General features: G+C 48.6%; 13 protein-coding genes. 7 read left to right on the plus strand and 6 right to left on the minus strand.

The annotated features are described in order from the left end of the window. Positions 1–147: 147 nt before the first annotated feature. From FS628_RS01815 to mnhG, 6 genes are read left to right on the plus strand one after another with little or no spacing between them, the layout of a single operon-like run. The gene (locus FS628_RS01815) at positions 148–3,102 is read left to right on the plus strand and encodes a Na+/H+ antiporter subunit A (RefSeq protein ID WP_145318168.1); all 2,955 of its coding nucleotides are present in this window, start codon (positions 148–150) and stop codon (positions 3,100–3,102) included. A gap of 1 nt (position 3,103) precedes the next feature. Then, positions 3,104–3,442, plus strand: coding sequence for a Na(+)/H(+) antiporter subunit C (locus tag FS628_RS01820; protein WP_036608715.1), 339 nt, complete (start codon positions 3,104–3,106; stop codon positions 3,440–3,442). Next, positions 3,435–4,913 carry a Na+/H+ antiporter subunit D gene (locus tag FS628_RS01825; protein WP_145318171.1) on the plus strand — a complete coding sequence of 493 codons (1,479 nt, stop codon included), beginning with the start codon at positions 3,435–3,437 and terminating at the stop codon, positions 4,911–4,913. Before FS628_RS01820 ends, FS628_RS01825 begins: the two co-directional genes overlap by 8 nt. Before the next feature lie 6 nt (positions 4,914–4,919). Next, positions 4,920–5,396: a Na+/H+ antiporter subunit E gene (locus FS628_RS01830; protein WP_047842677.1), complete on the plus strand. Its 477-nt coding sequence runs from the start codon at positions 4,920–4,922 to the stop codon at positions 5,394–5,396. Next, on the plus strand, positions 5,396–5,680 hold the full coding sequence (locus FS628_RS01835) for a Na(+)/H(+) antiporter subunit F1 (protein ID WP_017688855.1): 285 nt from the start codon (positions 5,396–5,398) through the stop codon (positions 5,678–5,680). The genes FS628_RS01830 and FS628_RS01835 overlap by 1 nt, the downstream gene beginning before the upstream one ends. Then, positions 5,664–6,056, plus strand: coding sequence for a monovalent cation/H(+) antiporter subunit G (mnhG, locus tag FS628_RS01840; protein ID WP_017688856.1), 393 nt, complete (start codon positions 5,664–5,666; stop codon positions 6,054–6,056). Before FS628_RS01835 ends, mnhG begins: the two co-directional genes overlap by 17 nt. 133 nt (positions 6,057–6,189) lie before the next feature. Here the strand turns inward: mnhG and FS628_RS01845 are convergent, their stop codons facing one another. The 6 genes from FS628_RS01845 to FS628_RS01870 form a co-directional block, all read right to left on the minus strand. After that, positions 6,190–7,362, minus strand: a complete 1,173-nt coding sequence (locus FS628_RS01845) for a rhamnogalacturonan acetylesterase (RefSeq protein ID WP_145318175.1) — start codon at positions 7,360–7,362, stop codon at positions 6,190–6,192. Between the two features lie 51 nt (positions 7,363–7,413). Continuing rightward, entirely contained in the window at positions 7,414–8,433 is a 1,020-nt protein-coding gene (locus FS628_RS01850; RefSeq protein WP_145318178.1) for a dienelactone hydrolase family protein, read from the minus strand. A gap of 196 nt (positions 8,434–8,629) precedes the next feature. Next, entirely contained in the window at positions 8,630–10,855 is a 2,226-nt protein-coding gene (locus FS628_RS01855) for an MMPL family transporter (RefSeq protein ID WP_145318181.1), read from the minus strand. 51 nt (positions 10,856–10,906) lie between these two features. Continuing rightward, entirely contained in the window at positions 10,907–12,061 is a 1,155-nt protein-coding gene (locus FS628_RS01860; RefSeq protein WP_145318184.1) for a type III polyketide synthase, read from the minus strand. 231 nt (positions 12,062–12,292) lie between these two features. Then, positions 12,293–12,913, minus strand: a complete 621-nt coding sequence (locus FS628_RS01865; RefSeq protein ID WP_145318187.1) for a flavin reductase family protein — start codon at positions 12,911–12,913, stop codon at positions 12,293–12,295. Between the two features lie 161 nt (positions 12,914–13,074). Next, entirely contained in the window at positions 13,075–14,067 is a 993-nt protein-coding gene (locus tag FS628_RS01870) for an iron-hydroxamate ABC transporter substrate-binding protein (RefSeq protein ID WP_145318190.1), read from the minus strand. Positions 14,068–14,337: 270 nt separating this feature from the next. Between FS628_RS01870 and FS628_RS01875 the strand changes: the two genes are divergently transcribed. After that, entirely contained in the window at positions 14,338–14,934 is a 597-nt protein-coding gene (locus tag FS628_RS01875; protein ID WP_222125165.1) for a hypothetical protein, read from the plus strand. Positions 14,935–14,951 lie beyond the last annotated feature (17 nt).

Raw genomic sequence — 14,951 nt, forward strand, 5'->3', positions numbered from 1 at the left:
CCGTGTTTCTTCCATTCAAAGAATAGACACGATTCTGTATATACATACTTGGGTTATGAATATAGAGAGCAAGCATATCCTTTGAGGATTATGCGCCTGTATGTCACAGAGAGAGTAGTCGAAATACTAAACATTGGGGGTGTAATGTTGAGCCTGCTTCATGTTGCTGTTATTCTGCCTTTTGCCGCTGGCATTCTTCTTGCCATGCTGCATCGTTTCTTCCGTAAATTACATCTGGGATGGCCGGTTCTCCTTGTCCCGGCACTATTATTTGTATACTTTGCGAGCCTCATACCCGCTGTGTCCCAGCGCAATAACGTATCCGGAAATATCCCATGGATCCCATCACTGGACATTGGATTTAACTTATATCTGGATGGTCTAAGCCTAATGCTGACACTGCTAATCACCGGAATCGGTGTCCTGGTTGTTCTCTACTCCATCTTTTACATGGATATGAAAGAAGCACTGAACCGCTTCTACCTGTATCTGTTGATGTTCATGGGAGCCATGCTGGGTGTGGTACTGTCTGATAACATGATCGTGCTATACGGATTCTGGGAATTAACCAGTATTACGTCCTTCCTGTTGATTGCTTTTCATTACAAACGTAAAGCCTCAACGTCAGGAGCACAAAAGTCCTTCCTGATCACCGTATTTGGCGGATTCGCCATGCTGACCGGTTTCATGATGATGTATCTCATCACGGGAACATTCAGCATTCGCGGAACCATTGCCGGATTGGGACAGTTTCAGGAGAGCATTCTCTTCCTGCCCGCACTTGTCTTGATTCTGATTGGAGCTTTCACCAAGTCAGCGCAATTCCCGTTTCATATCTGGTTGCCGGATGCCATGGAAGCTCCGACACCTGTGAGTGCTTATCTGCACTCAGCCACCATGGTCAAGGCTGGACTGTATGTTGTAGCCCGCTTCACACCGATCTTCGGTGGACAGGGACTCTGGTTCTGGTTCGTTACCGGCGTTGGTCTTCTAACCTTGTGTTACGGATCATTCCTGGCCGTGAAAAAGAACGATCTCAAAGCGATTCTCGCCTATTCCACCATCTCTCAGCTTGGCCTGATCATGTCCCTACTAGGGGTTGGATCTGCTGCTCTCTACTTCGGATATGGCGAGTCCTCTGCAATGTACACCGTAGCGATAACCGCTGCGCTGCTTCACCTGTTTAATCATGCGACCTTCAAAGCTGCTCTGTTTATGGTCGTAGGCATTGTCGATCATGAAACGGGCACACGTGACATTCGGAAGCTCGGTGGACTTGCTTCGTTCATGCCAATTACATTCACCGTAGCATTGATCGGCTCACTTGCCATGGCAGGTATTCCACCATTCAACGGATTCCTGAGCAAAGAGCTATTCTTCCAAGCCATGGTCGAAGTCACGCATCTGCGAATCTTTGGTCTTGGATCCTGGAGTGTTCTATTGCCGGTATTTGCTTGGCTTGCAAGTGTGTTTACCCTGATCTATGCACTTATTATCGTGTTCAAAACATTCCTCGGTCGTAGCCAAAGCGAAATCCCTGCCGAGAAATTACACGAAGCGCCCGCCGGTATGCTCATTCCGCCCGTTGTACTCGGTGTTCTTGTCATCGTCTTCGGACTCTTTCCGAACCTGTTGGCCGGATCACTGATCGAACCGGCAATGGCCGCTGTGCTTCCTTCCCTATTGAATGGGAACGAACGCTTCGATGTACATTTCTCCCTGTGGCATGGATGGACTCCGGAACTGATTATGACGATCGGAGTCGTGATTCTAGGAATCACTCTGTATAAGCTGCTGCCACGATGGAGGAATATTTATGAGCATTATCCGCAAGGATTAACCATTAACAATATGTACCATGTCTTACTGGATAATCTCCAGCATTATGCACGCAAATGGACGGAAGCCTATATGAATGGCTCGGTTCGTAATTATCTTGTGTATATATTTTCATTCACGGTTGCGCTACTGGTCTATGCCTTCTTCCGTTCAGGCGAAAATATTACATGGAATCTGCAGGGCAATGCGCCCTACTCATTCTATGAGGTTGTACTGTTAGTCACACTCATTGGTGCTGCAGTTTCGATCCCTTTTGCCAAGAACAGACTCTCGGCAGTCATTATGACCGGAGCAGTTGGTTACCTTGTAACTCTGCTGTTCGTACTCTTCCGGGCGCCGGATCTGGCGTTGACGCAGATGATTGTTGAGACGGTATCCGTTGCACTGTTCCTGCTCTGCTTCTACCATCTGCCTGAACTGCAACGTGGCAAATCGAGCCGCCGTTATCTCACGGTCAATATGATCGTAGCGATCGCAGTAGGTGTCGTGATGACTTTTGTTGCACTGGCTGCAAGCGGAACCGCATCACTCGACAGCATATCTACTTTCTTCCTTCAGGAAGCCTATGATTCGGCCGGTGGTAAAAATGTCGTCAACGTGTTGTTGGTAGATTTCCGTGGCTTCGATACGTTATTGGAGATTATGGTGCTTGGTGTAGCTTCCTTGTCCATCTACTCCATGATTAATCTGAATCTCGAAGCAAAGGATCTCGGAGCCCGATTGAAATTCCGCAAGAAGGACGAAACTCAGGATTCCGAGCCTGATCTGGATGATGAAGCGGACAATACGAAAAAGTATGGTAACCGCGAACGCAGCTCATCCTCGTGGGACACTGTCCCTTTGCAAAGTAATGATGTATTGCTGCAAACGACCACCAAGGTCGTTGTGTTCATTATTCTCACGTTCGCCATGCATCTGTTCTTCGCAGGACACCATAATCCGGGCGGAGGCTTCATCGGCGGTTTGGTGACCGCAGCAGCGCTCGTATTGATTGCTCTGGCATTCAGTACGGATACAATACGCAAAGCGTTACCTGTGGACTTCCGTATTCTAACAGGAATCGGCTTGGGTATAGCTCTACTGACGGGTGCGGGTTCATTTATATTCGGAGTCCCGTTCCTCAGCCAAACCTTCGGCTATTTCGAACTTCCTTTGCTGGGAGAGACTGAACTCGCCACGGCCATGCTGTTTGATCTTGGCGTGTATCTCGCTGTCCTAGGTGTCACCATGACCATCATTCTACAGATCGGGGAGGATCGTTGATATGGAAATATTGATGTGTGTAGCCGTTGGCATTCTGTTTGCGGTTGCCGTCTTTTTAATCTTGTCGCGGAGCCTGCTCCGCATCGTTCTTGGCATGTCCATACTGACCCATGGTGTGCATCTGTTGTTGATCACCATGTCACGTCTCAAAACCGGGGCACCACCGCTGCTTGGGGAGATGGCTGAACGCTATGTCGATCCTCTTCCACAGGCGTTGATATTAACATCGATTGTTATTAATTTCGGGCTCACTGCCTTCTTCTTCGTTCTCTCCTATCGCTCCTATCTGAAGCTGAGAACAGACGATATGGAAGAAGTAAGGGGGCGCCCATATGAATAATCTCGTCGTTCTGCCGATTCTCTTGCCATTGATTACAGGTGTTCTGGCTCTTCTGTTTTTCCGGAAAACGAACATCCAGCGGATCATTAGTGTCATCGGACTTTTGTTCACCGCAGCGGTCTCAACGATACTCATAACGCGAGTAGCCCAAAGCGGAGTTCTCACGCTGAATATGGGAGGATGGGCACCTCCATATGGTATTGTGCTTGTTGCAGACATGGTCTCGGCGCTACTTGTCGTTGCCGCTTCCATCATTGCGCTGGCCTGCCTGCTGTATGCGTTCCGCAGTGTGAACCAGGAACGGGAAGAGCATCACTTCTATCCGTTCTTTCATTTCCTGATCGCCGGCGTTAACGGTTCATTCCTAACCGGAGATTTGTTCAATTTGTTCGTCTGCTTTGAACTGATGCTCATCTCTTCCTATGCATTGATCGTATTGGGAGGTACGGAAAGACAGCTTCGGGAAACGATCAAATATGTCTTGATTAACATCGTTTCTTCTGCACTCTTTGTCGCTTCCATCGGCTTCCTCTACTCCATTACTGGCACACTGAACATGGCGGACTTGTCTGTAAAGATTGCTGAAGTGGGACAAAGCGGGGTCATTACCCTGATTGCCGTACTCTTCCTGATTGTATTTAGCATCAAAGCCGGACTGTTCCTGTTCTTCTGGTTATCCGGCTCTTATGCTGCACCACCTGCTGTCGTCACTGCGCTGTTCGCAGGGTTGTTGACCAAGGTTGGTCTGTACGCCATTGTGCGAACATTCACACTGATCTTCTATCATGATCCGGATTTCTTCCATGCTCTAATCGGATGGATGGCTGGTGCAACGATGGTCCTTGGTGTCATCGGTGCGATCTCATACCGCGATGTGAACAAGATTCTCATCTACAACGTGGTCGCAGGTGTTGGCTTTGTCGCTTTCGGTATGGCCTCGGCCAGTCGTCCTGCACTGGAAGGTCTGCTCTTCTATATGCTGCATGATATGTTGATCAAAACATTGCTCTTCCTGCTCGGCGGCGCCTTGATCGCTGTTGCCGGAACACCAAAACTTGACAACATGGGTGGCCTGATACACCGCTATCCGTTACTCGGCTGGATGTTCTTCATTAGTGCACTTGCCTTGGCAGGCTTGCCTCCATTCAGTGGGTTCCCGGGCAAGTTGCTTCTCTTCGAAGGCGGTTTGCAAGCAGGCTTGTATGGCCTGACCGGCATTGCCGTACTGTCCAGCTTGCTAATGTTATATTCGGTACTGCGAATCTTCATACAGGCTTTCTGGGGCGAACCGCCTGCCGGGGTTGCTAGACGTCCTTACGCGGTGAACGGCTTGCTGATTCCTGCCGGAATTCTGTTTGTATTCATCATCGTAATGGGTGTGGGGGCTGAAGGCATGTTCCAATTGACCTCCCGCGCAGGCGATATTCTACTGCATCCCAATATTTATATTGATGCCGTATTGAAGGAGTAGATGTCTATGGCCTTTCAGATTGTACTGAATCTTATCATTGCCTTTGTATGGATGTTTCTGAACAACGCCTGGAATGGTGTTGGTTTTCTCATAGGTTACCTGCTCGGATTGCTTCTCATCGGGGGGATGCGCAGATTCTTCCCCCAGCGCTTCTATGTTGTGCGAGTCTGGGCCATCTTCAAACTGATTACACTGCTGTTCAAGGAACTGGTGCGAGCCAGCATTGAGGTTATACGCCAAATTATCAAGCCCAAGCTCGATATAAGGCCCGGTATTTTTACGTATAAAACTCAATTGTCCTCGGATTGGGAGGTCACCCTGCTCTGTCTGCTTATCTCATTGACACCAGGTTCTCTGCCGCTTGAGATCTCGGGTAATCAACGCAAACTGTTTATTCACGCACTGGATATCAAGGATGAACAGAAAATGAGAGATGATATCCAAAATACATTCGAAAAAGCAATTATGGAGGTGACGCGTTAATGTTATCCTCACTGTTGTTCATCTCGCTGCTCATTCTCTCCTTAGCCATTCTGGGTTGCTTGTACAGAGTGCTCCGGGGACCATCCATGGCTGATCGGATCACTGCGTTGGATACCATCGGCATCAATGTAATTGCCATCGTTGCCGTTCTGTCGATGATGCTGCAAACCCAGGCCTATCTGGATATTATCTTGCTGATTGGCATTCTGGCTTTTCTTAGTACGGTTGCATTTGCACGTTATATTGAACGGGGGGCGGTATTCAAAAATGATGGAGATCGTTAAAGTAGCCGCTGAAACAGCTATAGGTCTACTCGTACTGCTCGGTGCACTACTCAGTGCACTCAGTGCATTCGGACTTATTCGTCTGCCTGATGTATATCTACGTGCCCATGCCGCAACCAAAAGTATGACACTTGGAGTGTTCTGTGTATTAAGCGCTACATTTTTCTACTTCTGGTATTTCGATAACTATATCAGTGCCCGCTTGTTGTTAGGTATCCTGTTTGTATTCATTACAGCTCCGGTCGCCGGACATCTGAATGGTCGGGCCGCCTATCGCACAGATGTACCACTGTGGGAGCAGAGCGTGCAAGATGAACTGGAACCCTTGTTAAAAGGGAAAAAAGTGAACCATGAAGCCAAGGATATGATGGAGTAATCCCCAGCCTAGGCATAACAAATACCCCCGAGGATCAGCCGCCCTTTTCGCGGCATGTTCCCGGGGGTATTTTTTTATTTTTCATACACGGATCATATCAGCCATGATTATGCAGACTGATTAAGTAGTAAAGTCAGAATCCATTCAGTCCCTGTCTTCTCAGATCCGCAGCCACAATACGTGCAAGCTCGGCAGCCCCTTGACGATTCGGATGCAGACTATCCCCTGTCATATACAGAGCAAGTGTTGCCGCAGGACCAATGGACGTGAAATAGGCAGAACTCAGCTTGTTCAGTTCAACAAGGGTAACCCCCTCTTCCTGAGCAAGAGCACGAGTGGATGGATTGTACCAGCGGTTCTCCGCTTGATGTACGATGGCTGAATTAAAGTCTGTTGCCCGACCCTGAGGCGTGGAAAGGATAACCGTCGCTCCTTTGTTCTTCGCCTGGCGAACCATATCCCGCATAATCTCCTTGAACTGAGCCTCCGTTGTATTGTTCTTGGCATTGGTATCATTAATTCCGAATTGCAAAATAAAATAATCTCCTGGTTTGATATACTTCAGAATTGCCTCCATCTGACCATCATCACGGAACCCTCTCGCAAACTGACCACTCGCCGCCATATTGCGAACCTGGAACGTAGCATTGTTCACATAGGACGAAAACAGTTGCCCCCAACCTCCTTGTACACTGCTGCCAAGCGGATAGTAATTGCAGACTGTTGAATCGCCACCAATGTAGATCGTGCGGTTGGTTACAGTCTGATTGGATAACTTCCGGATTTCGAGAGCACTAAGTGTGAACGCGGTACCTGTCTTCCCTTCCGTAACCAGCAGGTTTAATTGTCCATCAGTCACCGGAATCTGGAACTGATCCACTGCTCCGTTGCCCGTCATATTGATGATCTGGTAGACACCTTCTGCAGCCACGCTGGCTCTGGCAGTATTGCCCAGGACCACTTTAACTTCATATAGGCCATTGGACAGATTCACATTGAAGGTATTGGTGCTCTTGGTGCCGTAAGTCAGAAACTGCACAGCGTCACTCTTAACCCCGCTTCCCGAGGCAGACACATTCCTCATCTGTGCAGGTGTGTTGAAGCCATAGCCTTTCGTAGGCGTATAAGCATCTCCTGCAGACACACCTGTGTAACCGCTCTCAACTGGACCCGAGCCAAAATCAAATCTGTAGGTGTCCGTTGCAGCCTCAGCAACCTGCCCCCCGCTGCTTCCCAGACCTCCCCCGATCGTACTTGCAAACAGAATAAGACACAGTAGATATTTTACGGATGTTGACCATTTCATTACTGAATTCTCCTCTCGAATCAGAATTAATTTGGTGCATGATCCACAACTTCAAAGCACTTGATCAAGCCAGTCATATGCTTTTGCTCCGCTAATCTCATGTCCACCTGTAAAGAAATCTGCATCCAGCGATTCCTCTGCTCCCGCCTGTTCGTAGATGTGTGTCAATCGCTTATAGGCCTCTCTTGCTGCATGGAGCGGAAATACCTGGTCATCACTTCCTGCTTCAATAAAAAGGGGCCTAGGGACAATCAGACCGATGATGTCCGGCAAATCCGCTTCACGCAGAATACCTGGCACATAGTTGTCCAGACAATGGTTCCGATCCAGTATGCTGCCATGGAATGTACTTGCATAGCCACTCACTACAACTGCACGGAAACGTTCATCCAGCGCAGCTGTAAATGCCGTAACGAGTCCACCGCTAGAAATCCCCATACTTCCGACTCGCTGCGAATCCACATCAGGCCGAGTCGATAAATAATCCAGTACTCGCGTTGTTTCATATACCCGATGCCCGGCAAGGGTCTGCCCCACCATGAGCAGATGCGAAGCAATTTTCGTACAGGAGCTTGCACCTGGTGGCGCTTCACGATCTTCCTCCAGTCTGCGATCACCAAATCCGAGCAGCTCTGGAGCCGCAACCACGTAGCCCCGCTTCACAAGAGCAACTGCAAAATCCTTGTGTAATCCAGGCTCTCCTGTCCGTGGCGAACCATCCGGTTCCATTCCAGAGATCTCCCGGCTGCCATACCCGTGCCCGTGACATGCTACGATAGCAGGTCTCTTCCCATCGGTAACGCTTATATCACTTGGAATCAACACAAATATAGGCATGCGAAGTCCTGCATAGGTCGTGATTTCAATCCGCTCCCGTATATATCCATCACATGTGTTGCGTTCCAGTAATACAGGATGAAGTGCTGCCGCCATCGTTGGAAAACCACCCAGTCGTTCTTTTACGCGTGTACGCAACTGACTGCGCCATAACTCTAGGGGTTGATCAGCATGATAAGCGGAACGGCCACGAAGATTGGTTTGTTGTTGCAGGTAGGCTTCAATATCCGACATGGGCCTGTGTCCCTCCTGTTTTCGTAGGATAACGTAGATGATCGACCGAGCGAAATATTCGATTAATCCAGTCCATTATAGAACATCTATGTCACTTATGAATTGAACATGTTTGCCTGTTTTGAATGGAATCACACGATTGCTAGCCAAAAAAGGATATCTCCAACCTGGTGACAGGTTTCGGAAATACCCTTCATTATAACTGACCTGGTAACCACCAGTTCCATCTGCCCATTAACTTCATCAGGGCAGGGACCAATATTAGGCGGATCAGCGTAACGTCAATCAGTACTGCTGCCGTGATTCCGATCCCCAACTGTCTTACCCCTGCAACTTCAGCAAAAGCAAACGGTACGGTCACCGCAAGCAGTATGGCTGCGGCGGAGGTAATTAGACGGCCTGTAGAGGCCAATCCCTGTTGAACTGCCATGTCACTGTCTCCGGTTCGTCTATAGACTTCCTGAATACGACTCAGCATAAATACCCCATAATCCATGGATATGCCGAACACCAATCCCGCAATGAATACAGGAATCATAATGGCAATGGCTGACGGTTCCATCCCCAGATGGCCCTCATTAAATACCCACACCAATATGCCAAAAGAAGCGGCTAAGCTGAGCAGATTCATCAGAATCGCTTTGATTGGAATGAGCAAAGATCGAAATGCTGCCAACAGTACAAGATAATTGGATACCACTACAAATACCAGTACTTTTGGCAGTTGCTGCGTGACTTCCTGCATAATTTCATGTTGCTTGGCTGCTTCACCGCCATAACGAAGTTTTACGTCTTTGGAACCCAGCGCGTAATCGCTGTTACTCATTCGTTCCAGCCAGTCTTTAACTTGTTCCGAACCAGGCTCTCCATGTACGGTGGTTATTAATCGAATCGAATGATCAGAGACAGTCGAACGCATCCGTGGCGTCGGATGCAATTCACTGCCTGCTGTAGAAGAAGTCAATGACGAAGGTATTCGGAAATGTCTTGGTGAACCCTTTTGATTCGTTTGGAACAGGCCCCATGGTGAACCAATGCTCACCACATTGGAGTCCTGTAGAAGTTGAAGTACTTTGTTATGGGCCATCTGCCAGTGAGAAGCAGTTAAAGCTTGCTGCTGTCCGCCAATCACCACCTCGATGGTGGAAGTATTCTTTTGTCCAAAATCATGCTGTAACTGCTCTGCTGCCTGGCGGGACTCCATTCTCTCTGGCAGTGACGAGGCATCCGGGATGGACAGTTCCAGCCGGGTCACTGGATAGACACACAGGAGCAGCGCAACCGTCCCACCAATCGCCATTCTGACGGGTCGTTTCATGACCATCGCTGACCAGGTATACCAGATCGAGCGTCTGGGTATCGAATGGACTGACTTCCGCTTGAAGACCCGAACCGCAGACAGAGAAAGCAGAGCTGGCAGCAGCGTTACGTTCAACAGTAGCGATAGAAGCAGCACGATAATGGCCCCCAAGGATACGCTCAGAAACATCGGCAGTCTGATCCAGAGCAGACCCAGCAGTCCGAGGAGCACGCAAGCTGCCGAGAACAACACCGCTCTGCCAGCTGTACGCAGTGTTCGCTGAAGAACCTCGCTCTGCAGAACCATACTGCTGCCCAGATTGTTAGTTTCGCCTTCTTCTTCATAGGCCCGCTGAAGCTCTTCCCTGTACCGGCTCAGGATGATCAGGGCAAAGTCTATACTAAGTGCCATGCCCACCATAGGAATTACGTTAATGATAAAGTTGGACAGTTCCAGATGATAGCCAAGGAGAGACGTGACTCCCATCGCTGTAATGACAGCACTGATTCCCATCATGACGGCGATCAATGCGGCATATAGACCCCTGAATGCAAAACATAAAACGATCAGGGCAATCGGAATTCCCACCATCTCTGCCCGTTCCAGGTCACGAAAGCTCAGACGATTCACGTCCTGCTGCACGACCGCCTTTCCCGTTAACTGAATCGTACCTGGACCGTCTATTGTCAGCACCGCGCGCAACTGCTCCAGTGGATGACCCATCTGATGCGCAGGTACTTCCATGTTCACAAGGGCATAAGCCATATTGTCTTTCAGCATCATCCCTTCCCTGGCATCAAGAGGGGATGTAATAGAGGTTACTGCAGGCAACACTTGGACCTGTCTCAGACAATCCCTGATCCACTGCCGGAACTCTGCTGGTGAGGTAGCTTCCTTTTTCTCAAAAACCAGAATAACCGGATCCGCAGGAGAACCGAACTCGTCCTTCAGAACAAGCTCAACCGCTTGCGCATCACCGTGAATCCGTTTCAATCCGTGATCTTGAACAATGTCAGGCAACTTCCACGCCCAAACGGCTGACATCCCGATGATAAACACCCAGCAGAGAATAATGAACCGCGGATATCGGCTAATGAGGACAGCAAGTCTGCGATAACCCATACCTAAGCTCCTCTGCGATCAGATTGGCCATTCAGTTACTTGGTTCGTGATCTATTGGATGCCATGATTCACAGGTGTTCTGTTCGCAATGGGTGCAGGAATGTATGTAAAAGGAAGTAACTCTGCTGTCAGTCCCGGGCCAAAGGCCAGTGCTATCCCACTGGAATGATCTTCTTTCTGCCTGTAATCCTCGCGGATGGCTTGAAGGACAAACAGAATCGTCACGGACGACAGGTTGCCATAATCCCTCAGGATGTTACGACTGTAAGAGACCTGCTCATCCGTCAACTGATACAGCTTCTGTACGGCATCCACAATGCCTCTGCCCCCCGGATGGATCGCCCATATCTCCGGTAAAGCACTGCCCTCCAGTAACCGCTCTACCTCAGGTCCGAGGTGCAAGCCGAGCAGCTTCGGAATCTGTGGTGACAGATAGAGATCAAAGCCTGTATTGCCCACTTCCCAGATCATCTCTTCTGCACAGTCCGGGAGCAGCGTCGAGTATCCACGGCCCAGTCGAAAACATTCATTACCGCCTGTTCCAGACGCACCAATTACGCAGGCAGAGGCGCCGTCTCCGAAGAAAGATGCAGCATACAGGTCGTCTCGTTTGTCAGATGGCTGGAAGTGAAGCGTGCACAGCTCCACACACACGATAAGAACTGTCGCTTCCTGATCTGTCGCTACGATGGAATTGGCCAGTTGTATCGCCTTCAGACCAGCTGCACACCCCTGAAATACCAGCGGAATCCGGTTGATATGTGGTGGAAGTTCAAGCTGCTGGATCAACCGAACATCCAGCCCAGGCAAAAATTGTCCCGTGCAGCTCACGCTAATGAGATGCGTAACTTCTGCCGAGGATACGTCTGCATCCTGAAGAGCCTGTCCTGCCGCTTCCAGACCAAGCGGAACAGCAGCTGCTTTATATTTGGCCATACGCTCGGCTGTTGTCGGTACTTCCTCGGCAGCGGTAAAGGGTAAATATCGGCAAGCATCCACAGGTTCAAGCAGATTTGGTTCACATGTATAACGAGTCTCTACACCGCACTGATTAAAGATTCGCTTGGCCCATCGTCTCGCATCCGGCTCATGTTCCAGCGCTTGTGCGAGACGGGAAGATACATCCTTTTGCTCAATGCGGTGAGCTGGCCACGCCGTTCCTATTCCCATAATACTTGCCCCTGTAGTTCCCTCAAACTGGTTCATCGGCTTCCCCCTCTATATCGTACGTGTTCAAAAGTAGGCTTTTTAAACAACCTATATATAAAATAGGTTCATATGAAATGTGCAGATATAGTACAAGTCTATTCACTCCCTGTCCTCTTTATGTTCATATGAACAAGCAAAGGCGGACAGCATATGCGAGTTACGCACGTGCTGTCCGCCTTTTCTATAGGGTTAAACCCATTCATGTGTAACATATATGATCGGTTAGTACTATTCAGGCCGAATTACAGTGAATCGTTCGCCAAGCTTGGCATAATCATTACCCGCCAGTCGACTGACCGGTTTCAAATGATCCATCAGGATATAGCCCTTATCAGGATTATAGACTTGTTCGCTGAAATGATACTGCACAATGCGTACCAGCAGCAAGTCACTCGCGGGTTTGCCATCATCGTTCGTGATGGGAATATGCTGATACAGTTCGCATTCCATTCGAATAAGTGCTTGCTGTATTCCCGGAACCGAGACTTTTGTACTTGGCACGGTAGTCAGTTTTGTCCGCTCGAGCTCACTTTCATGGGGTTCAAGTATGGCTGCTGTCTCATTCACTTCGGCTATGATTGCTTCATCACATATATGCACGACCAGTTCCTTATGAGCGAGCACATTGCGTGCAGTATCTTTCATAACGCCGTCCTTACGTGCAATGGATATGGATAAAAGCGGCGGGTCCGAGCTAACTACATTGAAGAAGCTGAAAGGCGCTGCATTAATTACACCATTCTCATCTGAACGTGTCGTCACAAAAGCAATTGGACGTGGCACCACCGAACCACTCATTAGTTTATAGTTGTCTCTTCCCGTTATTTCACGCGGATCCAATGTATACATATGTAAATATCCCCCTCCCTGCTCGTGTAACGTTAAACGTGGTTTACTTACGTTACTTCTCCGTTATTATATATCCATATCTGTTCAAAAAACAAAAAACGCTTTGATGCTCATGCATCAAAGCGTTTAATCTACTGTTTCGCATGGGTTGTTTTTTTGCGTTACTTCACAATACTGCTTTGAATATCCTCCATAATTTGAAGATTCGCTTGAACTCCACTATACAACCAGCTGCTGGAACGGGTAAATTCGAACAGATTACCATTTTTCACAGCCGGAATGCTTTGCCATACGGCGTCTTGCAGGGCTTCTGAACCCGCTCCCTTATCACTGTTCACCAGGAATAGATAGTCAGCATCCATTTCTGCGATTTTCTCCAGTGAAATCTCAGACCAGTTACCCGTTGCCTTCGCGGATGCTTCCTTCACGACATTAGGTTCTGCGAGTCCAAGTTCATTGTACATCACTTCACCACTGGAAACATTGTTGCTTACCACATAAAACTTGTTATTGAATAACCACAAAGCTGCTGCGGATTTTGTTCCACCTGTGACAGCAGATACTTTTTCTTTGATTTCCTTTGCCTTGGCATCATAATCGTCAAGAGCCTTCTGTGCTACATCCGATTTGTTCAGGATCTCGCCGATCTTGAGCAGAGCCTGACGCGAATCCTTGTTGACCTCATCCCCGAGTACATAGGTAGGGGCAATTTTGTTGTACTGTTCGTATTTCTCCCCTTCAACTGTACTTTCAGAACCCATAATAATCAGGTCTGGTGAGAAGCTGGCCATCGCTTCAAAGGGTAGATCACTTGCAATACCTGGTATGCCATTCAGATCTTTTTGTAGATATTCCTGAATTCCGTTGGCTACAGACCATTGGGCAACTGGCTTAACACCGAGTGTAACGAGATGGTCTTCCAGATACGATGCGATAACGCGCTCCGGATTAGCCGGAATTGTTACTTCGTGTCCCATTGCGTCAGTTAATTTGCGTTCTGTTGGAGCTTCAGTCTGTGTCTCGGTTTCTGTTGCTGTGCCGTTCTCTCCTGCTGCTCCATTCTCTGCTGGCTTCGTTCCACACGCTGCCAACCAGATGGACATGACCATCACCGTAATTAGAAGCATGATCATCTTGCTATTTCTCTTAAACACGTGATTTATCCCCTTTCAATATGGACGCCTTATCGGGCGTTATTGTGACAGATATCAGCGCTCAAAAATATTGACACTATTATTGATACATATAATATCCGTATGTGCATTTGTCCGATTCCATTGACAATGATAATTGTTATCAGTTCAGTTGTCAATTCGATTATATTCTGAGCGGATCATATAAAATCTTCTTGACGGCACTCACATATAGGCGGATGCCGCCATATGCTGAATGCAGAATACGATGACAGGAAGGATGTTCTGTACATGAGTTACGTATATAACCCTTATCTAAGTTATGGAGAAGACCGTTCATTTCAACTGCCCCCACTGTTTCCAGGGGGTGGAGGTGGCGGCACACCGGGTGGTCCGACGTTTCCTGGTGTACCAGGCGGCCAAGGTTCCTATCCTCCATTCATTCCAGGCGGCGGAACAGGTCCATATTTCCCCGGAGGCATTCCGGGGACAGCACCGGGCTTACCTGCACAACTGGCACAAGGCAATCTGCCCACCCTACTTAGTGCCTATCCTCGTCCGGTAGGTCAGCCTCCGGCAGAGATGCTTTTTCTGTATAACCTGATCAAAAGCAGCCCAGGTCTGCTTCCACTCTTCCTCCAGCAACAGCCACAAAGTCTGACTCAAGCTGTACAATTTGCACAGACTGGTGCAGCCGCACCTCGGGATACCGAAGCACGTGCTCTGCCCAACTTTTGCTACAACCGATGGTCTCTTGTATTCACTTACAATGATGTCTACTTGATGTGGCCTGCCATTAATCTGTTTGGTTTTGTGGTTGGATACTTCTATCCATTCCTTACGCCAGGTATTTTGTTGAATACACAAATTTTGTTCGCGCTCTGCTGATCCTGTCCTTACTTACA

Source organism: Paenibacillus xylanexedens (genome assembly GCF_007676705.1).
Lineage (GTDB): Bacteria > Bacillota > Bacilli > Paenibacillales > Paenibacillaceae > Paenibacillus > Paenibacillus xylanexedens_C.

Coding starts and splice junctions, on each gene's coding strand:
- FS628_RS01820 (WP_036608715.1), top strand. CDS start 3,104: ATGGAAATATTGATGTGTGTAGCCGTTGGCATTCTGTTTGCGGTTGCC.
- FS628_RS01825 (WP_145318171.1), top strand. CDS start 3,435: ATGAATAATCTCGTCGTTCTGCCGATTCTCTTGCCATTGATTACAGGT.
- FS628_RS01830 (WP_047842677.1), top strand. CDS start 4,920: ATGGCCTTTCAGATTGTACTGAATCTTATCATTGCCTTTGTATGGATG.
- FS628_RS01835 (WP_017688855.1), top strand. CDS start 5,396: ATGTTATCCTCACTGTTGTTCATCTCGCTGCTCATTCTCTCCTTAGCC.
- mnhG (WP_017688856.1), top strand. CDS start 5,664: ATGATGGAGATCGTTAAAGTAGCCGCTGAAACAGCTATAGGTCTACTC.
- FS628_RS01845 (WP_145318175.1), bottom strand. CDS start 7,362: ATGAAATGGTCAACATCCGTAAAATATCTACTGTGTCTTATTCTGTTT.
- FS628_RS01850 (WP_145318178.1), bottom strand. CDS start 8,433: ATGTCGGATATTGAAGCCTACCTGCAACAACAAACCAATCTTCGTGGC.
- FS628_RS01855 (WP_145318181.1), bottom strand. CDS start 10,855: ATGGGTTATCGCAGACTTGCTGTCCTCATTAGCCGATATCCGCGGTTC.
- FS628_RS01860 (WP_145318184.1), bottom strand. CDS start 12,061: ATGAACCAGTTTGAGGGAACTACAGGGGCAAGTATTATGGGAATAGGA.
- FS628_RS01865 (WP_145318187.1), bottom strand. CDS start 12,913: ATGTATACATTGGATCCGCGTGAAATAACGGGAAGAGACAACTATAAA.
- FS628_RS01875 (WP_222125165.1), top strand. CDS start 14,338: ATGAGTTACGTATATAACCCTTATCTAAGTTATGGAGAAGACCGTTCA.